Here is a 19,826-nt window from a genome sequence, read left to right as displayed (position 1 = left end):
GGCCGCGGATTCAGCCGAGTGCCGCGACGAGCGCGGCAACAATCTCGTCGCTGGACGTGGTCGACGTGTATCCGGCCGACAGCCGATGCCCGCCGCCACCGAGCCTTTCAGCGACCGCCGACACGTCGATCGCCGACTTTGCACGCAACGAGATCGACCAGCTTCCGGAAACCGACTCTTTGAGTACAGCGGCAACTTCGGCTTCCGAAGTGGTTCGCACGATATCGACGACGCTCTCGATCTCCTCGGAGCGAAGATCGCCGATGTCACTGCGTCGAATCACTGCGTACACCAGCCCACGGCCGGCGGCGGCGTCCGGAATCAACACTGCGGACCCGAGTACCGAACCCAGCATCGGCAACCACCCGAACGGATGGGTGTCGAGCAGCTTTCGCGCAATCGCGTCGCCGTCGATGCCCGTCGCCAGCAAACGCGCCGCGAGCACATGTGGAAGCGGACCTCCCCACCGGAAGGAGCCGGTGTCGGTGACCAGTCCGGCATAGAGACAGTGCGCGATATCGCGATCGATCGCGACTCCCCACGCATCGAAGAATCGTGCGATGAGTGCCGTCGTCGAAGCCGCGGTTTCGTCGACCACGTTGATCGTTCCGAACTCCGAATTGGAGCGATGGTGATCGAGAACGATCGTGCGACGTGCGCCGGTGAGTCGACTCGCCAACTCACCGAGCCGCCCCTCGCTCCCGACGTCCACGGTCACCAGCACATCGACGTTTTCCCGAACGTCGATGGGAGCCACGAGCAGGTGCACACCGGGGAAATCACGCATCGACTCGGGCAGCGCCGACGGCCGGCTGAACGCGACCTGAACCGAAACTCCCCGACGCTCGAGGACGAGGCCGAGTGCAAGTCCACTACCGATCGTGTCCGCATCCGGCTGCACGTGGCAGAGAATCGTCACCGAGTGTGCTGCTTCGAGCACCTCGGCCACCTGAGCGAATTTCGCCGCGCAGGGGTCGACGTCCGAAAGTGCGGTGATCGTCATTCTCGGTGCGCGTCAGTCGGCTTCACGAACATCTGGAGACGCCGCGTCTTCGTCCGCAGCCACTCGCGGTTCCTTGTACGGATCTGCATCTCCGGCGGGCTGTGCGTTCTCACGAGCCTTGGCGACCTCGTCGTCGGCTGCCTTGGCCCGGGCCAAAAGCTCTTCCATATGACGCGCGGTGTCGGGAACGGTATCGGCGACGAAGGTCAGAGTCGGAGTGAACCGGACTCCGGTTCCGGCGCCGACCTTCGAGCGCAGAACACCCTTGGCCTTCTCGAGACCCGCAGCGGCAGCTTCCACGTCGGGCGCGGAATCGACCTTCTCACCCATGACGGTGTAGTACACCGTCGCGTCGTGCAGATCGTTGGTGACCTTGGTGTCCGTGATGGTGACGAATGCGAGCCGCGGATCCTTGATCTCGTGATCGATCGCCGTCGCGACGATGGTTCCGATACGCTTTGCCAGCTTGCGTGCCCGGGCTGGATCTACCATGACTGTCAGTCTCCTCTACCTGGCCACTCGAATCGAGGTGACTCGATCGATCAAAGTTCTGGTTAACAAGAATTATTACCGACAACAGTCTCGTCCATCGGCTACCCGGCAACCAAATCACCATCCACCCGCGCCTGCCGGACCCACAGCACAGACCGATCGGCCTTTTGTTGGTAACGTCCGGTCGATGACGCGATCAAGAATCACCGCATCGATAATTTCCGGAGGACTCGTTGCGACTGCACTACTTTGCTCGCCGGCAATCGCGTCGGCCGACCACAGCGAGTTCACACCGCTTCCATTGACATATTCGTTGGGAAGGAACAACACCCTTCCTTGTAGCGGACAACTCACGGGCTACGTCCAAACCCCGCACGACCGTCCAGGCATTGCAGTCGTTTCAGTCTCCTGGACTTCCTTTTTCGACAGCCCGTGTTCGATCACCGCCTACGTCAACTATTCGAACCGCGACACTCGCACCGGTGGAACCAGAGCAATCGACTTGACGCACATCTCTGACGGATCCGGTTCGCTGCGGGGTGAATCGAGCCGCCAGATATCCATTGAGGTCGGGTCGGGCAACGCGGGCCTCAATCTGACCAGCGAATCGCTCACATCAACCTTGATCGATCCGGGCGCGTCTACCGTGCGCTTCGTAGTGGCATGAAGTAGTGCGCCGCCTACAGGGAGGTCCTCGCCAAGGGCGCCCCGCGAATCACGCGCTTCCGGACCGGATCTGAGTCGGCTCACCCGTCGTCGATCCCTCGGGCAACAACGTCATCTTCATTCAGCGTGACGAACCCGAAGACGTCGAATACGGCGATCGAAGTCGCTGAAAGGGTTGCCGACAACGCACAGATTTCTTCGGGAATTCAGAAGCGACGATCACCCGGCCGCTCGGGTTTTGGACGTTGGCCTACTTCGATTCCCCGACGCAGGCGCGGACCGGGTGAAAGCGCTGACTGCTCCTGTCAAGATCGGCGTTGCACAGAGTGGAACCGAGATTGCGCGGAAAATACGCGACGCGGCCGACACAGTCGCACTTGGTCCCGTAGACGCCTAATCCCTTGCCAACCAACTCGTTTCGGTACGCCGTCTCGAGGAGCGGCTCACCGACACCGACCAGTGACACTCAGTCTTCCGGGCCGAAGATTCGCCTTCGCACAGCCAGCAACTGAATCTCCGGACGCTCGGCCACCGCCCGCTCACAATGATCGAGAACATCGTGCAGGTGATCGACGGACGAACTCACCACACCGACGCCCACGAGCGCTCGACGCAGGCGTCCCTGCTCCCCCGCCTCCGCTGCACTCACACCGAATCGACGGAGTTCCGTCAGGATCGGCGACAACATCGAACGCTTTTCCTTGAGTGAGTGGACATCACCGAAAAGGATGTCGAACTCCAGTGCCCCTACAAACATTTTCCCCCTCGACAGAGCCGAATGGACCCTTCCGGACTTGTATGTTCAAGTCCGGAAGAGTCCATGTCAGCTAGTACTCACGTGCGTCCGCCCCAACGCCCGTGTCGACATAATCAGTCGCGCGGCTTCTCGCGAAGCTCGTAGCACTCGAGAACGTCACCGATCTTGATATCGGAGTAGGTGACGGTCAAACCACATTCGTAGCCTTCGCGAACCTCGGTGGCGTCTTCCTTCTCCCGCTTGAGCGAGGAGATGGTGACCGTCTCGGCGATGACCTTGCTGTCGCGGATGAGACGTGCCTTGGCGTTGCGACGGATGCTGCCCGAGGTGACCAAGCAACCGGCAATGTTGCCGATCTTGGACGAACGGAACATGGCGCGAATCTCTGCCTTGCCCAGCTCGACCTCTTCGTACACCGGCTTGAGCAGGCCCTTGAGTGCCTTCTCGACCTCGTCGATGGCCTGGTAGATCACCGAGTAGTAGCGAATGTCGACGCCCTCGCGGTTCGCCAGCTCCGTTGCCTTGCCTTCGGCGCGGACGTTGAAGCCGATGATGATCGCGTTGGACGCAGCAGCCAGGTTGACGTTGGTTTCCGTGATGCCACCGACACCGCGGTCGATGACGCGCAACTGCACCTCGTCGTCGATCGGAATGCCGAGGAGAGCCTCTTCGAGAGCCTCCACGGTTCCCGAGTTGTCACCCTTGAGAATCAAGTTCAGCTGCGAATGTTCCTTCAGAGCTGCATCGAGATCGTCGAGGCTGATGCGCTTACGACTCTTCGCTGCAAGCGCGTTGCGCTTACGTGCGTTGCGACGGTCCGCGATCTGGCGAGCGATACGGTCCTCGTCGACCACGAGCAGGTTGTCGCCTGCACCGGGGACCGACGTGAAGCCGATGACCTGGACCGGACGTGAAGGCAGTGCCTCGTGGACGTCCTGACCGTGCTCGTCCACCATGCGGCGGACGCGGCCGTAAGCATCGCCGGCAACGATCGAGTCGCCGACCCGCAGCGTTCCGCGCTGAATGAGCACGGTAGCGACGGGGCCGCGGCCACGGTCGAGGTGCGCCTCGATGGCAACACCCTGAGCGTCCATGTCCGGGTTGGCGCGCAGATCCAGGGAAGCATCGGCCGTCAACAGCACTGCTTCGAGCAGTGCGTCGATGTTGAGACCCTGCTTCGCCGAGATGTCGACGAACATGGTGTCTCCGCCGTATTCCTCGGCCACCAGTCCGTACTCGGTGAGCTGCTGCCGGATCTTGTCCGGGTTCGCGCCTTCCTTGTCGATCTTGTTCACCGCGACCACGATCGGCACGTCGGCCGCCTGGGCGTGGTTGATCGCTTCCACCGTCTGCGGCATGACGCCGTCGTCGGCTGCGACGACAAGGATCGCGAGGTCGGTGGCCTTGGCACCACGAGCACGCATGGCCGTGAAGGCCTCGTGACCCGGGGTGTCGATGAACGTCACGAGACGCTCGTTGCCCTCGAGCTCGGTCAGCACCTGGTAAGCACCGATGTGCTGCGTGATGCCGCCGGCTTCGCCCTCACGGACATTCGCCTTACGGATCACGTCGAGCAGACGGGTCTTACCGTGGTCGACGTGGCCCATGACGGTGACCACAGGCGGACGGGACTCGAGGTCCTCTTCTCCGCCGGCGTCCTCGCCGTAGGTGAGGTCGAAGCTGTCGAGCAGCTCGCGATCCTCGTCCTCCGGGCTGACGACCTGCACGACGTAGTTCATTTCGCCGCCGAGCAGCTCCAGCGTCTCGTCGTTGACCGACTGAGTTGCCGTGACCATCTCACCGAGGTTGAACAACGCCTGCACGAGTGCTGCGGGGTTCGCATCGATCTTGTCCGCGAAGTCCGACAGCGATGCGCCGCGAGCGAGACGGATGGTCTCGCCGTTGCCGCGTGGCAGCCTGACGCCGCCGACTGCGGGAGCCTGCATGCTTTCGTACTCGGCGCGCTTCGCCCGCTTCGACTTACGTCCACGGCGAACTGCTCCACCGGGACGACCGAATGCACCTGCCGCTGCGCCGCGCTGACCGGGACGGCCACCGCCGCCGGGACGACCGCGGAATCCACCGGCCGGAGCTGCTCCACCGGGAGCACCTGCACCGGCACCGGCGCCGGGAGCGCCGCCGCCGCGGTATCCACCGCCGCCGCCACCCGGACGACCACCGGGAGCGCCACCGGGACGACCCGGACGTCCGCCGCCACCTGGCGCGGGACGAGCGGAACGAGCAGGCATTGCACCCGGGTTCGGGCGAGGAGGCATGGAGCCGGGGCTCGGGCGAGGTCCGCCCTGACCTGCAGGCGGACGAGGTCCACCCTGGCCGGGAGCCGGACGGGGACCGCCCTGACCCGGAGCCGGACGAGGTCCACCCTGGCCGGGAGCCGGACGGGGACCGCCCTGACCCGGAGCCGGACGAGAACCGCCCTGGCCTGCACCCGGACGCGGTGCGCCGGGAGCGGGACGAGGTGCCGGACGCTCGGCGGGAGCCGAGGAGTACGGGTTGTTACCGACGCGAGGTGCCTTCGGTCCCGGACGCGGTCCGCCGGGCTTTGCGCCGGTGGACGGTGCTGCCGGAGCCGCGGGGGCTGCCGGAGCCGACGCTGCGGGAGCAGCCGGAGCCGGACGTGCCGGCTGTGCTGGTTTCGGAGCGTTGAACGTCGGGGTGGGGACCGGCGCCGACGGTGCTGCCGGAGCAGCAGCTGCGGGAGCCGCGGGGGCTGCCGGTGCCGGAGCTGCGGGAGCAGCCGGTGCGGGTGCGGCCGGCTTGGGGCCGGGACGCGGGGCACCGGGCTTTGCAGCTGACGGCGACGGTGCGCCGGGCTTTGCCGCGGGGCGAGCCGCCGGAGCGGCTGCGCCGGTCTCGGACTTGGTTTCTGCTCCGCCTGCCGACGGGAATGACTCCCGCAGACGACGGGCGACGGGCGCCTCCACTGTGGATGACGCAGACTTCACGAACTCGCCTTGCTCCTTGAGCGTTGCGAGTAGTTCCTTGCTGGTGACACCGAGTTCTTTAGCCAACTCGTGCACGCGGGCCTTGCCTGCCACTGCTCTCCTCACTGATGAGGTCGAGCAGGAGGCATCCCACAGATGTGGGTCCCGCACGACCTCGGGTTATCGCCGATGGACGTTCATCGTTGGTGCTTCACGGTGTGCTCATGAGTGCTTGTGCCTGTTCTTCTCGAGAGGTACTGCTTTTGTGTGAACTGCGTCGACCAGCTGGTCGACAGCGGACGTGTCCAGATTTCCGGACACTCGCAGTGCTCTGCTGAATGCTCGGCGCCGCTCTGCCAGGCTCAGACAACTCGGATCCAGGTGCAGCCATGCACCTCGACCGGGGAGTCTTCGCGATACGTCGGGGATCAGCGGGGAACCCTCCGGCCCCTGCTCACCAACCACGACCCTCAACAGATCGGCAGCCGACCCTTGTTCCCTGCACCCCACGCACGTTCTGACCGGCGAACCGGGTTTCACGCGCGCAGAATCCGAGGACTCACGTCGAACCATTGTCCACTCTACCGCCGAACCGTCTCGATCACTGCATTCCACCGTTATCCGTTGGACGTGGCGGGCCGGTCGGACGCGTCACCAACGGGTGCCGCATCGCTACGAATGTCGATACGCCAACCCGTCAACCGCGCAGCCAGACGGGCATTTTGACCCTCTTTTCCGATGGCCAACGAAAGCTGGAAATCGGGCACGATGACACGGGCTGCACGAGCTTCGGGATCGACGACAGTGACGGAGACCACTTTCGACGGGGAAAGTGCGTTGCCCACAAACGTCGCGGGATCTTCGTCGAAGTCGATGATGTCGATCTTCTCCCCCGCGAGTTCACTCATGACGTTGCGGACGCGCTGACCCATCGGGCCGATGCATGCACCCTTTGCGTTGAGCCCCTGCACGCGTGAGGCAACGGCGATCTTGGAACGATGTCCCGCTTCGCGCGCGACGTTGATGATCTCGACACTGCCGTCCGCGATCTCCGGAACCTCGAGTGCGAACAATTTGCGAACCAGGTTCGGGTGAGTCCGCGAGAGGGTGATTTGCGGGCCACGGGCGCCGCGAGCAACTCCGACGACGTAGCACTTGATGCGCTCACCGTGCTCGTAATTCTCGCCGGGAACCTGTTCTGCAGGCGGCAACAATCCTTCTGCGCCATTGGATTCGCTGCCGATGCGCACAACGACCATTCCGCGAGAGTTCGCACGCGTGTCACGCTGAATGACACCGCCGACGATCTCACCCTCATGGGTGGAGAACTCACCGAAACTGCGCTCGTGCTCGGCGTCTCGCAAACGCTGCAGAATGACCTGGCGTGCGGTGGTAGCCGCAATGCGTCCGAATCCTTCGGGAGTGTCGTCCCACTCCTCACCGATCATGTTGCCGTCGGCATCGGTGTCGTGCGCCATTACTCGCACCGAACCGGTCTTGATGTTGACATCGATCCGAGCGTTCTGCTTGTGCCCCTCGGTGTGGCGGTACGCCGTCAGCAGCGCGGTCTGGATCGTGGCGATCACAGTTTCGATCGAAACGCCCTTTTCGGCTTCGATCGCTCGCAACGCTGCAATGTCGATATTCACTTGTCGAACCCTTCTTCGTTTTCTACGTCTTCTAATTCTGCTTCGTCGTCTTCGACACTGTCCACGCCCGAGTCATCGGTGAGGTCAACCGCATCCGAGGGAACTGCGCGCCCCTCCGGGATGCCGCCCGCGAGTTCCAACTCCGCCTCACTGGGCTTCGAGAACTCCACTTGAACTACCGCCTTCTGAACGTCGTCCAGAGCAATCTCGCGCACGGTCAGCCCGCCGCGGCCACCGATGACAACCGCCACGGAATCGTCGTTCAACGTTCCGATACGGCCCACCACGGTCTCGCCGGCCAGATCGATACGCGCTTTACGTCCGCGAGCCCGACGCCAGTGACGCTCGAGCGTCAGTGGGCGATCGATACCCGGAGAGGTCACCTCGAGGGTGTACGGCGTTTCACCGATTTCCTCGAGGCTGTCGAAAAGTTCCGAAACGAGTCTGCTGATCTCCGCGGCGGCATCGAGTTCGATCCCGGCATCGCTGTCGACCATGATGCGCACCGCGCTGTGCTTGCCCGCACTGGTCACGACAACGTCCTCGACGTCGGAACCCTGGGCGTGCACGAGTTCGGAGATCAGCTCGATCACCCTCTCCCTGGATGGCACCGGCATCTCGCGAACTCCTCATTTCAGTTGTCGTCGATTGTCCGACTTGTGTCGACTGTCGACGTGGGCGGCTGCGAGCATGAAAAGACACCAGGTGCCACATGCTGCAAGCATCCAAGAGTACCGCTCATTGCGCGTCTCCGTGACCAGAGTGCCCGACGCACGTCACACTTGAACACGACGCGCGGATTCGAACGATCGGCCGACCACCTGGCACGATGGACTGGTGCTGACGCCCATGACTACTACCCCACTCTCCCGGCGGAGTGCGCTCAAGATGACGGGAACCGCAGCAGCGTTGGGCGCTGCAGCCTTCTCGTTGTCCGCCTGCACCGACGACGGCACAGCGGAGGCGGCTGCAGAAGTCGACCAGCTGACGGCCCAGGCCGAGCGAGCTCGCGCCGACGCTGCCGCCGCAACCGCCGCGATCGCACTCGCACCGGACAAGTCGGCATCACTGACCACGATCAGCGCCGAACGCACAGCGCATGCACTCGAACTCGACGCCGAGATTGCACGAGCAGCGGGCGGCGGCGCCGCTACGACCACTGCACCCCCGTCGACCTCGGTCGCAAACGCTCCTACCGGCGTCGAATCCTTGAGTACCTCGCTGGCTGATTCGGCGCGCAGTGCCGCGGATCTCGCTCGGACGATGTCCGGCTATCGCGCGGGCCTGCTCGGTTCGATCAGCGCGTCGTGCTCGACTCAGGTTGCGGTGTTGCTTCCGTGATCATTTCGCACACCCGTCGATCCGAGAGTTCTGCCTTGCTGACCGCGATCGAATCAGAGAATGCCGCGATCTTCGCTTACGGAGTGGTTGCCGCGTTTTCGAATCCTGCCCGTGTCAACGAAGTTGCCACACATACGGCCGCGCACCGCGCGCGACGTGATGCGCTGGTTGCCCTGTCGACCGACGCGGGCGAGACCCCACCGACAGCCGCGGCAGCCTACGAGATTCCGTTCCCGGTGACGGACGCCGTTACCGCGGCACAACTGGCAGCACAGATCGAATCCGATACCGCCGTGACCTACCGGGCATTCGTCGAACAGGTCGATACCGACCAACTCCGCACGTTCGGAATCGACGGCCTCACCGATGCGGCAATCCGCGGCGCCGGATGGCGGTCCGCGCTGGGAACGGCTCCGGCCACCTCAGCCTTCCCGGGGGACCCGACTTCATAACTGCTGTGCGCCTTTATTAACCGCCGGGGGTTGATAAAGGCGCACAGCAGTGGCTCAGGCCTTTCGATGCGAGGGCACGAACCACGCCGCGACCACGGCCACCAGCACGAAGCAACCGCCGACGCGCAGCGCGGGTGTCAGGGCGTCGCCGTAGCCAAGCGGGGTGAGCGCGCCACCAGCGGCAAGGAAGACCGCTGTGAGAACCGCGATTCCCAGTGCGACACCGATCTCGCGAAGCGTCGAATTCGTCGAACTGGCTGTTCCGTGATCAGGCTCGTCCATGTCGACGAGTACCGCGGTCGAACTCGGCGCGAAGGTCAAACCCATCCCGATTCCCGCCATCAGTAGAGCCGGAACCAGCGAACCGTACGTCACGTCGGGACCGATCAACGCGGCCAACCAGAACAGTGCTCCGGCCTGGAGCAGCAGACCGGTCAGCAGTAGCGAACGAAGCCCGACCTTCGGCGCCAGAAAACCGGCGAGAGGCGCGAAGATCATCGGTGCCGCCGTCCACGGAAGCGTCCGCAGGCCTGCTTGGAACGGGCTGTAGCCCATCACGATCTGGAGGTACTGAGACAGCAGGAACACCGCTCCGAAGATTCCGATCGAGAAGGTCAAGCCGATGACGTTCGCCATCGAGAAACTGCGTGAGCGGAACAGACGTAGGGGCATCACCGGATGTGACGTCTTCATCTCGCGAAGAACGAAGAGCGCCAAGGCGACTGCGGAACCGACCAACGACGCAACCACTCCGAACGATCCCCAGCCGTCGTCGTTGCCGTGAACGATTCCCCACACCGCCAGAAACACACCCAGTCCGGCGAGTGCGACACCGGGAAGGTCGAGAGGTTGTGTGCGACCGGTCGATTCACGCAACGCATACATCGCGAGAGGAACGGCAACGATCGCCACCGGCACGTTGATCCAGAAGATCCCCTGCCACGAGAACCCGTCGACAACCGCTCCACCGACCACGGGACCCATCGCGATACCCAGGCCGGAGACACCACCCCACACGCCGATTGCCATGGCGCGCTTGGCTTCCGGTACCGCTGCGACGAGGAGGGTCAGCGAGAGGGGCATGATCGCGGCAGCACCGGCGCCCTGGAAGGCCCGGGCCGCAATCAGCAAGCCTGGGGTTGTGGACAGCGCCGAAGCGATCGATGCCGCCGTGAACAGCCCGATTCCGAACACGAACATACGGCGGCGACCCCACCGATCGCCGAGCGTCGTCGCCGAAAGCATCAGCGTCGCAAAGCAGAGCGTGTACGCATTCATGAACCACTGGAGTTGCCCGACGGACGCGTTCAGTTCCTTCTCGATCACCGGCAGCGCGCTCGTCATCACGAGATTGTCGAGGGTGGCCATGAACATGGGCAGAGAGGCAGCAACCATCGCGATCGCGATCGGAACCTTACGTCCCCCACTGCTTTCCGACCCGGATGCGGCGTCCGATCCGGACTTCGTCAAAACGGTCATCGCGATTCCTCGAGTGAAGGTGCCTTAAGGCATTGAATGATTACTTAAGTCGAAACTAAGCTATCCGGTGATAACGTGTCAACATGTCGATCGGTGCAGCTGAACCACGTACCCGCAGGATGAGCGCACCGGAACGTCGCGCACTGGTCCTTGCCGCGGCAACGCGAGCGTTCGCAAAGGGCGGATATTCCGGCACCAGCACGGACGCCGTGGCCAAGGAAGCCGGCGTCTCGCAGCCGTACGTCGTGCGCATGTTCGGAACCAAGGCCGATTTGTTCCACGCGGTGTTCACGCGCGCGCTCGATGAAATCGTCCGCACCTTCAACGACAAATTGGACACCGTCACAATCGATCCGAGCAATCCGCAGTTCTGGGCCGAACTCGGATCCGCCTACGGCGAGCTGGTTCTCGACCGGGATCTACTGCTTGTCATGTTGCACGGCTTCGCAACCAGCACCGACGACGTCGCCGCGGTGTCCCGGAACGCCATGTCCGGCATCTACACCTTGCTGCGTGAGCGCACCGGTTGCACGCCCGAGCAAGCGCGCTTGTTCATCGCGAACGGCATGCTGATCAACAATCTGCTCGCGATGATGGCACCCGAACACGCCGAAGAAGATCCGGCCCTCGGCGAACTGTGGGGCAGCGTCTTCAGCGACTCGACTGCAATCACTCTCACCGGCGACGAATCCTCGAGCGAAACCGACACCGTTTCCTGACCGGTCACTGGGAAAAACTACACACATGTGACTGAGGACACCCTACAGTCGATCCGACATGTCTCCGGGAAACCCAGACGAAAAGGACCGACGGTGGATCTCGCACAACGCCTCGACGCGCTCGAACAGATCGAGGAAATCAAGAAGCTCAAACATGGCTACTGGCGAGCCTGTGACGCCAAGGATCCGGTTCGGTTCCGCAGCAGCTTCATCCGTTCAGGAGCATCGATCGACTACGGCCGCCTCGGCGCGTTCGACGACGCCGGGCCGATGGCGGACATCTTCGAGAAGATCGCTCTTCGGAAGATCGACGGCCGGTACGCGGTCCTCGACATGCATCACGGATTGCATCCCGACATCGCACTGACCTCGGAGACGTCGGCGGTGGGGCGATGGACCCTGCAGTTCCGCCAGGTCGACACTGTCGGACGCACCGAGAAGTTGATGACCGGCGAATACGACGACAAATACGTGATCGAGGACGGTGTGTGGAAAATGAGTCAATGCCATTTCACGGAGACGTGGTCGATTACGACCCCCCTGTCCCCGGACGCTGATATCGCCGAGGGTTCGTTGGGTGGGCCGCGATGACGACGAACGGAAAAGTTGCGCTCGTAACCGGAGCCAGCCGGAGCGTCGGCAAGGGCATTGCCCTCGCCCTGGGAAGCGACGGCTGGACGGTGTACGTGACGGCGAGAGGAACCGTCGGCGCCGACGGCCCGCTCGATCGCACCGCAGCGGAGATCACCGAACGCGGTGGTCACGGCATTGCCGTGCAGTGCGATCACGCCGACGATCAACAGATCGTCGACCTGTTCGCACGTATCGCCGAGGAACAGTCCGGCCGCCTCGATCTTCTGGTCAACAACGTCTGGGCCAATCCGGCGGGCTATGCAGGCTTCGCCGATCCGTTCTGGAAGAGGCCGATCGACGATTGGGATTCGCTGATCGGGATCGGACTGCGCGCTCACTACGTTGCTTCGGTGGAAGCGGCGAAGTTGATGGTTCCCCGGGGCAGTGGAGTGATCGGCAACATCTCGTCGTTCGGGACCCGCGGGTACCTGCACTCTGTGCTGTACGGGATGTCGAAGGCAGGTCTGGACAAGATGGCCGCGGACATGGCTGTCGAATTGAAGGGAACCGGCGTCACCGCACTTTCCTTCTGGCTCGGGTTGATCCGCAACGAGCGGATGGAGGCGAGTGGGATCGAGAGCTTCGAAGGCTTCTCACTGGCCGAGGCCGAAACCCCGGAGTTCGTCGGCCAAGTCATCACTGCATTGGCCAACGATCCGGAAGTGAACGCGCGAAGCGGTCACACACTGATCACGGCGGAAACAGCCGTCGAGTACGGAATCACCGACGCCAACGGGAAACAACCTGCGTCACACCGCAGTGCCTTCGGTGGCGGTCCGCTTTTCTGAATCATCGGTGGTAGTAGTCGCGTCGCGTGCCGGCACAGCACGCGGCGCTGCCACTCGGGCCTTCAGGGCAAGCCAGGCACACCCGATGACGACGACGCCGCCGGCCACGATCGAGGGTGACAACGCCTCACCGAGTATGAGCGCCGACCAGGCAATGCTGAGCACCGGTTGAACCAACTGTGTTTGGCTCACTGTGGAAATGGGGCCGATCGCCAGACCTCGGTACCAGGGAAAGAATCCGAGAAACATACTCACGCATCCCAGGTACGCAAACGAAAGCCACGAGTTGATATCGGCAGAGACCGGAGCCTGTGCCATGGACGCCACCGTCAACGCAATCGTGACCGGCAGTCCGAGAATCAATGCCCAGGCAATCGTCTGCCACGACCCGATCTCGCGGGCCAGCAACGCACCTTCCGAATATGCAAGTGCTGCACAGACAACTGCGGCGAACAGAAGAAGATCAGCGAGATGGAACGAGCCGAGTCCGCCGTTGGCGACGGCCACGAATCCGACGACGGACACCGCACCGGCGGCGCTCGCCCACCAGAATCCCTTACTGGGACGCTCTTTTCCTCGAACGACGGCAAATACCGCAGTCGCCGCGGGAAGCAACCCAATCACGACTGCCGCGTGACTCGCCGGCGAAGTCTGCAATGCAAACGTGGTGAACAGTGAAAACCCCAGTGCTGCACCAACGGTCACGAGTGCGATGCGCAACCATTGCCGAAGTGTCGGAAGCGTCGCGCGAGTAACCGACAGCATCACAATCGCAAGGGCTCCGGCAACGACGGCGCGGCCCGCACCGACGAACAGTGGGTCGAGATCCTCGACGGCGACCCGCGTGAGCGGAACGGTGAACGAGAACGCCAGCACTCCGAGCAATCCCCACATCAAACCGGATCGTGTCGATGCCACCGGTAGCGGTGCCTGTGACGCGACGATAGCGCTACTCTTCATACTCATGTTCAACGATAGCAGTAGCGCACCAAGCTACGAAACTGACATTTTCAGATGCGCACCCGCGTGCAGGAGATCGATACTGCACCGAGCAGTCCGACGAGCGCGAAAGCGTAGAAGCCCCACGGCACGGCGTACCCCGCACCCAGGAGAACTCCGCCCAGAATCGGGCCACAGATGGCACCGACCCGGCCGACGCCTGCCGACCATCCGAGCGCTGTCGCGCGAATCTGAGGTGGGTGATTGGCGCTGGTGAAGGCGTAGACCAATACCTGCGCACTGAACACGAAACATCCGGCGAGGAAGACCATCACGTAGATCCCGAACGACACCTTCACGCTCAGTAGCGCCAGGAACAACGCCGCTCCGGCAAACCACACGATGGCCGCGGTACGCGGGCCGATCTTGTTCGCCACACCCCCGGCGATCAACAGTCCGACGACGGCTCCGGCATTGAGGATCAGAAGGAACGTCAACGACGCTCCGAGGTTGTATCCGGCCTCGCGCATGATCGTCGGAAGCCACGTGTTCAATCCGTAGACGAGTAGCAAGCCCATGAAACTGGTGATCCAGATGGCGATGCTGTTACGCAGGAACTTCGAAGAGAACAGTGCGCGAACGGGATTGGCAGCTTCGGCGCGACCAGCTTCGGACGTGGGCGCAGCCTCGAGTTCGACGCCGTAGCGGGCAGCGATTTCCTCGGCCTCGGCACGCTTTCCGTGAGCGAGAAGGTATGACGGGGATTCCGGCAGATACCGCAACATGAGTGGAATGAGGACGACGGCAGGAAGTGCGCCGACAACGAACATCGCTCGCCAACCGAAAGGCTCGATCACGACGAGGGCCAGCGCGGCGGTGGCAACGGCGCCCACGTGATAGCCGGTCATCAGCATGGTCGACGCAGATCCCCCGCCTTGCTTCTTCGAGAATTCGTTGACCAGAGCCAATGCCGTCGGCAGGGCGCCACCCAGTCCCACACCGGCGAGGAAGCGCAGCAGTCCGAAGATGAACGGATTGGGCGCAATTGCGCACAACAGAGTCAGAATCGAGAATGCGGCAACGGCGTACAGCAGCGCGCGGCGTCGACCGATGACGTCGGTGAGAGTGCCGATGACGAGGGCGCCGATGGTCATGCCGATGAGCCCGAAGGTCGAGATCATCGTGATCGTGCCGGTACTCAATCCCCACGCGTCGTAGTCGAGAAGCGAAGGAATGACCGCGCCGAGTACGACCAGGTCGAATCCGTCCAGAAGCACAGCGATCCAACACAACGGTGCCACCCACATTGCGGCACGCGCCCCACGCGAACCGGTAATTGAACTCGACTGCGTATGCGGTGCGGTCATCGGATCCTCGACATTCACTGCTTGTGGGCGTTCGCGACCGGTTCGGATCCAGTAATTCAGATCGAAAATGTTCGCATTGCGAACGCCTGTTCATAATGAGCACATCGATTGTGTACGGAGTCACAACGCCGTGTCAAACGTCGCGGTAATCTCGAGGAATGGCACTCTCCGAAAATGAGCGTGAACAGTTTCTGGCCGAACCCCACATCGGGGCGCTGTCCGTAGCGGACGGCGCCGAACGCGGTCCCTTGACCGTCCCGATCTGGTACCTGTACTCACCCGGTGGCAATCCATGGATCCTCACGGGCAAGGATTCACGAAAGGCACGACTCATCGAGTCGGCCGGACATTTCTCGTTGATGGCCGAAAGGCTCGATCCGACAATCCGTTACGTCAGCGTCAGCGGATCCGTCGACAAGATCGTTCCGGGCACCGACGAGATGCTGGTCGAAGTCTCGCGGCGTTATTTGACCCCGGACAAGGTCGACGGGTATCTCGAATTCGCGCGGTCGCAGTTGGGTGAGCAGGTAGCGATCTACATGAATCCGCAGCACTGGCTGTCTGCGGATCTCGGGGCGATCTGACACTTCACCGAAAAGCGAAGACTCGGCGCGCCGGAGTGGCGCGCCGAGCCTGTTCTGCATTCGAGTGTTCTCGGTATCAGCTTTCGGTGAAGAAGCGCACCCGATTGAGGCGATGACCGCTCGCCTCGAAGCCGAACAGTGCGATGGCCGGTTCTCCGCACACGACTACGCTCGCCGTCACAGTGCGACCGGCAACCAGCATCTTGCTCTTCGTCACGCCGGTGAGCAGAGCGTTGACATCAGCATTGGACAACGGCGTGCCCGCCGGAAGCTCGACGGGCACCGGCGGCGTTCGACCGACAGCGGCCGCCTCGAGGAACCGCGAAGCTGCCTTCTTGCCTTTGTCTCCGACGCCGAAGATGCCGCGCGAGAATCCGAGCGCTCCCCCGATCCCCTGGTTCGAGAGCAACTGCGGAGTCAATTTCGCGGCCGCCTTCACCCCGGCAACGCCGGCGGTAGCGAGCTGGCTCAGCATCGTCGCCAATTCCCAATGCGCATAGAGGGTTCCGATCCGCAACGAATCCGGCTCCCCCACCAAGTCGTAGCGCAAATGCATCGGCACGTCGAGGACGACTCCAGTCGACATCTCGGTAGCGAGGCTCAAATCACGCCACACCGTGCGGCCGCACACGATGTCTCGCTCGACATGGAAGGTGATCGAATTGGGGGCGATGAACGTGTCGTAAAAACTCTCGATCGCCGCCTGCCCGTTGTGCGGACGTGAACCTACCGGGTCGTTGATCTGGCCCTCCTCGGCAAACAGGGCAACCCAGGTCGAGCGGTCATGCGCGCCGACGGCTTTCGGGGATCCCTCCACGACGGCCATCAACTGCTCGCGCGTCACCGGGGCCGTCATGCGCGCATCTCGTATGCACCGTCGTACGCCTTGACCTGCTGCCACACCCGGTCGAAGCGTTCACTGTCGACGACAGGCTTCCGCACCGCGGCCAAGGCCCACTTCTGCTGCTCCGGCGTCGACGACGGCTTTCCGTGCAGTGCGATCGCGTATCCCGAGAAGTCGCGGATCTGGAAGTCGAAGATCTGATCGACGACGTCGGCGTCGAGCCCGCCGATCTCGGCCTGCTCGAGAATCAGATGGCCGTAGACAACGAGCGAGAACAGGTGCCCCACGTTGAGCATGAAGTCGAGATCCTTTTGCTGCTGCGCGTCCGGCGCTGCCGCAGTGAGCAATTCGGTGAGCGCGATAGCCTGCTCGTAGAAACGAGCGACGTTCGGAATCGACGAGTGCTTCTCGTAGACGGGCTTCCACTCGTGGAACTGAATCTTCGCAGCGCCGCGGGTAGGCCCCTGGTTCCAGAAGAACTCGTCATCGGCGGCGTCGTCACGAGTAACGATCTCCGGGAACTGCGCCGAATTGAACAGATAGTTCGGCAAGAACTTGAGGATCAGGCCGACGTTGACGTGGACGGTGCCCTCGAGTTTGGGCAGCGTGCCGATCATCTGCGCTGCCTCACGGAAGTACGTGGACTTCTCGTAGCCCTTGGCTGCGATCACGTCGTGCAGCAACCCGACGACCTTTTCACCTTCCGAGGTGACTTTGGCCTTGGTCATGGGGTTGAACAGCAGATAGCGACGGTCTTCGAGGCTGGCGCTGCGGAAGTAGTCGACCGCCCGGGCACTGAACTGTTTCATCGCGATCAGACGTGAGTACGCGTCGACGAATGCGGCGCGAACGTGGGCGAAGTCCGTGACCGGATTGCCGTAGAGAATTCGATTCTGCGCGTGAGTGATTGCCTCGAAGAACGCATGTTCGGTGATCCCGATGGAGCCGGTGCAGAGGTTGAACTTTCCGACGTTGACCGTGTTGAGCGCGGCCTCGAATGCGGCGACGCCGGTGTGCAGAATGTCTTCCTCACGGACCGGATAGTCGTCGAGGCGGAAATTGCTGACGTACATCTGGCCGCGCAGGACGTTGTCCACGAGTTGATAATTCGGATGTGCGCTGTCGGCGACGAAGAACACGTAGCCTTCGGGACCCTCGACGTCGGTACGACGCCCGAACACCGACACCATTCCGGCTACGTTGCCGTTCCCGATGTAGTATTTCTCGCCGCTCGCACGGAAGGCGACATCACCGTCGGCGGGAGTGAGAAGCATGTCGGTGGAGTACACGTCGGCGCCGTGGTCGCGCTCGGACAGTCCGAACGCCATGACTCCACCATCGGCGAGTTCCTGTGCTGCACGCTTCTTCGCTGCGTCGTTGTCACTCATCCAGATCGGTCCGAGTCCGAGGATCGTGACCTGCCACGCGTACCAGTACGCCAGCCCGTAAAAACCGAAGATCTCACTCAGAGCTGCGTTGCGGGCACCGTCCCAACGACGGTTCTCGTCACCGTCGGCGAACGCCGCCGGAGTCTGGAACGTGGCGAACAACTTCTCCTTGCCGACGAACTCGAGAAAGTCGGAAACCCACACTGCGTCGAGGTCGTCCTGAAGCAGTTGCTTCTTGCCGCGGTTCTCGAACCATTCGATCGTGGCTCGCAGCAAACGGCGGGTCTCAGGATCGAACTGAGCGGGGTCGTAAGTATGGGGGTTGAAGAGCAATCCATCGGTGCCAGACACGTCATTACCTTTCGTCGATGACGCTAAACTACCAGCGGGTAACTTTCCGCGGTGCGATTCATGGAAGACCTGCGATTCTTCGCGAATGCCACAGGTCCATCGGATTCCACGTGCCGGCCCGAGCACGGGTGATCGGGTAGCACGCCAACCCGAGCAACAACGCAGACATGTGGCCGATGGCGGTGAAATTGGTGGCGAAAATCAGAGGCACACCGTAGAAGAGCAACAAGCCCGTGAGATAGACGTACCGCCACGGATCGACGATGCGGTACACCAGAATCCCCATGATGCCGGCCAGACCGTAGCTCACTCCCACGTCGAGAGTGTTGACCGCCGACTCCGCCACGTATCCGTGCCGAATACCTTCGTACAGAACACCTTCGCTGATGTACGTGGCTCCGACGTGGGCGATGACGACAACACACAGCCACCGCCACGTCCCGAGCCAACGCTCAGCCGTGGCATGAAAGATGGTGAACAGAACCAGGTATCCCAACCACCCGCCACCTTCGAGCCAGAAGGCACTCGAGAACAGGACTCGTAGCGGGTCTTCGGCCAGGTGATGCAGATTGGTCGAGCGCTTGCCGAGAAAACGCTCCTCGACATTGTCAGGCAGATGCCGCAGGAACAGTGTGGTGAACAGCAGGGCAAGCAACCAGACGTATGTACCGGGAGCACTGCGCACCCATCGCCATGCCGCCTTTGCTGCCCCCAGCATCCTCACCGCTTCGAGTCTGCGCTCACTCGTTCACTACTGCAACGGCAAACCCGTCCCATCCCTTCGAACCCACGGTTTGAATGGCGGTGCCGTCGAGTTTCGGCTCAGCCGCGATCATCTCCAACACCGCTCGACTCGCTTTGACGCGCTCGTCGTCGATATCCGGGTTGGACACATGTCCCCCACGCACCACGTTGTCCACGATGATGACGGTTCCGGGATGCGAAAGGGCCAACGCCCACCGCACGTACTCGGTGTTGTTCTCCTTGTCGGCGTCGATGAAGACCAAGTCGAAAGGTCCCAACTCTTCCTTCGCGATCGACGGGAGGCTGTCGAGCGCGGCCCCGACGCGGATGTCGACACGGTCAGCCAAGCCGGCGCGCTCGATATTCGCCCGAGCGACATCCGCATGGGTGGGATCGAATTCCAGCGTGATGACCTGGCCCGAGGGGCCGACCGCGCGAGCGAGCCAGATCGTGCTGTATCCGCCGAGCGTTCCGATCTCGAGAACATTGCGCGCCAGGCACATTCGCGCCAGAAGATTGAGGAGCTTGCCCTGGTTCGGCGCCACGTCGATGGGCGGGAGACCGGCCTCGGAGTTGGCTGCGAGTGCCGCGTCGAGAACCGGATCTTCACCTACCAACGTGGAAACGAGATAGCCGTCGACTTCTGCCCAATCCGGTTCGCGTTCCATAGCCACGATTGTGGCAG

At 62.6% G+C, this 19,826-nt stretch carries 20 protein-coding genes; 6 read left to right on the top strand and 14 right to left on the bottom strand.

All coding sequences use genetic code 11. From position 1 onward, the window contains the following. Positions 1-10: 10 nt before the first annotated feature. From ABWI03_RS16740 to rimP, 7 genes are all read right to left on the bottom strand, one after another. Positions 11-1,003, bottom strand: a complete 993-nt coding sequence (locus tag ABWI03_RS16740; RefSeq protein WP_298780051.1) for a DHH family phosphoesterase — start codon at positions 1,001-1,003, stop codon at positions 11-13. Between the two features lie 12 nt (positions 1,004-1,015). Continuing rightward, positions 1,016-1,495 (bottom strand): 30S ribosome-binding factor RbfA, encoded by a 480-nt coding sequence (gene rbfA / locus ABWI03_RS16735; RefSeq protein WP_095970657.1) that lies wholly within the window; start codon positions 1,493-1,495, stop codon positions 1,016-1,018. Positions 1,496-2,627: 1,132 nt separating this feature from the next. Further along, on the bottom strand, positions 2,628-2,918 hold the full coding sequence (locus tag ABWI03_RS16730; RefSeq protein ID WP_003942205.1) for a DUF503 domain-containing protein: 291 nt from the start codon (positions 2,916-2,918) through the stop codon (positions 2,628-2,630). 113 nt (positions 2,919-3,031) lie between these two features. Further along, positions 3,032-5,977 (bottom strand): translation initiation factor IF-2, encoded by a 2,946-nt coding sequence (gene infB / locus ABWI03_RS16725; RefSeq protein ID WP_030535614.1) that lies wholly within the window; start codon positions 5,975-5,977, stop codon positions 3,032-3,034. Positions 5,978-6,085: 108 nt separating this feature from the next. Further along, positions 6,086-6,436, bottom strand: coding sequence for a YlxR family protein (locus tag ABWI03_RS16720; RefSeq protein ID WP_298780062.1), 351 nt, complete (start codon positions 6,434-6,436; stop codon positions 6,086-6,088). Positions 6,437-6,480: 44 nt separating this feature from the next. After that, positions 6,481-7,512, bottom strand: coding sequence for a transcription termination factor NusA (gene nusA / locus ABWI03_RS16715; protein WP_003942738.1), 1,032 nt, complete (start codon positions 7,510-7,512; stop codon positions 6,481-6,483). Continuing rightward, positions 7,509-8,129: a ribosome maturation factor RimP gene (gene rimP / locus ABWI03_RS16710; RefSeq protein ID WP_298780065.1), complete on the bottom strand. Its 621-nt coding sequence runs from the start codon at positions 8,127-8,129 to the stop codon at positions 7,509-7,511. The genes nusA and rimP overlap by 4 nt, the downstream gene beginning before the upstream one ends. 271 nt (positions 8,130-8,400) lie before the next feature. On the opposite strand from rimP, the gene ABWI03_RS16705 reads away from it, so the two are divergent. Together ABWI03_RS16705 and ABWI03_RS16700 are read left to right on the top strand one after the other, a co-directional pair. After that, positions 8,401-8,853, top strand: a complete 453-nt coding sequence (locus tag ABWI03_RS16705; protein ID WP_095970751.1) for a hypothetical protein — start codon at positions 8,401-8,403, stop codon at positions 8,851-8,853. Next, positions 8,850-9,305, top strand: a complete 456-nt coding sequence (locus tag ABWI03_RS16700; RefSeq protein WP_095970660.1) for a ferritin-like domain-containing protein — start codon at positions 8,850-8,852, stop codon at positions 9,303-9,305. The genes ABWI03_RS16705 and ABWI03_RS16700 overlap by 4 nt, the downstream gene beginning before the upstream one ends. Before the next feature lie 54 nt (positions 9,306-9,359). Here ABWI03_RS16700 and ABWI03_RS16695 read toward each other — a convergent pair whose 3' ends face one another. Then, a complete protein-coding gene (locus tag ABWI03_RS16695) occupies positions 9,360-10,784 on the bottom strand; it encodes an MFS transporter (RefSeq protein ID WP_298780068.1) in 1,425 nt (474 codons plus the stop codon). Positions 10,785-10,867: 83 nt separating this feature from the next. Between ABWI03_RS16695 and ABWI03_RS16690 the strand changes: the two genes are divergently transcribed. The 3 genes from ABWI03_RS16690 (at position 10,868) to ABWI03_RS16680 (ending at position 12,924) form a co-directional block, all read left to right on the top strand. Next, positions 10,868-11,503 (top strand): TetR/AcrR family transcriptional regulator, encoded by a 636-nt coding sequence (locus ABWI03_RS16690; protein ID WP_021333000.1) that lies wholly within the window; start codon positions 10,868-10,870, stop codon positions 11,501-11,503. 93 nt (positions 11,504-11,596) lie between these two features. Further along, on the top strand, positions 11,597-12,094 hold the full coding sequence (locus tag ABWI03_RS16685) for a nuclear transport factor 2 family protein (protein ID WP_124566250.1): 498 nt from the start codon (positions 11,597-11,599) through the stop codon (positions 12,092-12,094). After that, positions 12,091-12,924 (top strand): SDR family NAD(P)-dependent oxidoreductase, encoded by an 834-nt coding sequence (locus tag ABWI03_RS16680; protein ID WP_235172053.1) that lies wholly within the window; start codon positions 12,091-12,093, stop codon positions 12,922-12,924. The genes ABWI03_RS16685 and ABWI03_RS16680 overlap by 4 nt, the downstream gene beginning before the upstream one ends. Here the strand turns inward: ABWI03_RS16680 and ABWI03_RS16675 are convergent. Beyond that, positions 12,886-13,884 carry a DMT family transporter gene (locus tag ABWI03_RS16675; RefSeq protein WP_298780542.1) on the bottom strand — a complete coding sequence of 333 codons (999 nt, stop codon included), beginning with the start codon at positions 13,882-13,884 and terminating at the stop codon, positions 12,886-12,888. The two genes, ABWI03_RS16680 and ABWI03_RS16675, sit on opposite strands and share 39 nt — an antisense overlap. 50 nt (positions 13,885-13,934) lie before the next feature. Further along, positions 13,935-15,230 carry an MFS transporter gene (locus ABWI03_RS16670; protein ID WP_124566252.1) on the bottom strand — a complete coding sequence of 432 codons (1,296 nt, stop codon included), beginning with the start codon at positions 15,228-15,230 and terminating at the stop codon, positions 13,935-13,937. Positions 15,231-15,388: 158 nt separating this feature from the next. Here ABWI03_RS16670 and ABWI03_RS16665 point away from each other — a divergent pair, with 158 nt between their 5' ends. Then, positions 15,389-15,814 (top strand): pyridoxamine 5'-phosphate oxidase family protein, encoded by a 426-nt coding sequence (locus tag ABWI03_RS16665; protein WP_298780074.1) that lies wholly within the window; start codon positions 15,389-15,391, stop codon positions 15,812-15,814. 76 nt (positions 15,815-15,890) lie between these two features. On the opposite strand, the gene ABWI03_RS16660 is transcribed toward ABWI03_RS16665, so the two are convergent. The 4 genes from ABWI03_RS16660 to ABWI03_RS16645 are packed head-to-tail and all read right to left on the bottom strand — an operon-like array spanning position 15,891 to position 19,809. Continuing rightward, positions 15,891-16,670, bottom strand: a complete 780-nt coding sequence (locus ABWI03_RS16660) for a nuclear transport factor 2 family protein (RefSeq protein ID WP_283376276.1) — start codon at positions 16,668-16,670, stop codon at positions 15,891-15,893. Further along, positions 16,667-18,397, bottom strand: coding sequence for an acyl-CoA dehydrogenase family protein (locus ABWI03_RS16655; RefSeq protein WP_095970666.1), 1,731 nt, complete (start codon positions 18,395-18,397; stop codon positions 16,667-16,669). Before ABWI03_RS16655 ends, ABWI03_RS16660 begins: the two co-directional genes overlap by 4 nt. A 58-nt stretch (positions 18,398-18,455) precedes the next feature. Beyond that, entirely contained in the window at positions 18,456-19,115 is a 660-nt protein-coding gene (locus tag ABWI03_RS16650) for a rhomboid-like protein (protein ID WP_298780546.1), read from the bottom strand. 22 nt (positions 19,116-19,137) lie between these two features. Then, positions 19,138-19,809, bottom strand: coding sequence for an O-methyltransferase (locus tag ABWI03_RS16645; RefSeq protein WP_041814959.1), 672 nt, complete (start codon positions 19,807-19,809; stop codon positions 19,138-19,140). Positions 19,810-19,826: the final 17 nt, after the last annotated feature.

Source organism: Rhodococcus baikonurensis, from assembly GCF_040489275.1.
In the GTDB taxonomy this organism is placed as follows: Bacteria; Actinomycetota; Actinomycetes; order Mycobacteriales; family Mycobacteriaceae; genus Rhodococcus_F; species Rhodococcus_F baikonurensis.
This window is presented reverse-complemented; position numbering and strand designations above follow the sequence as displayed.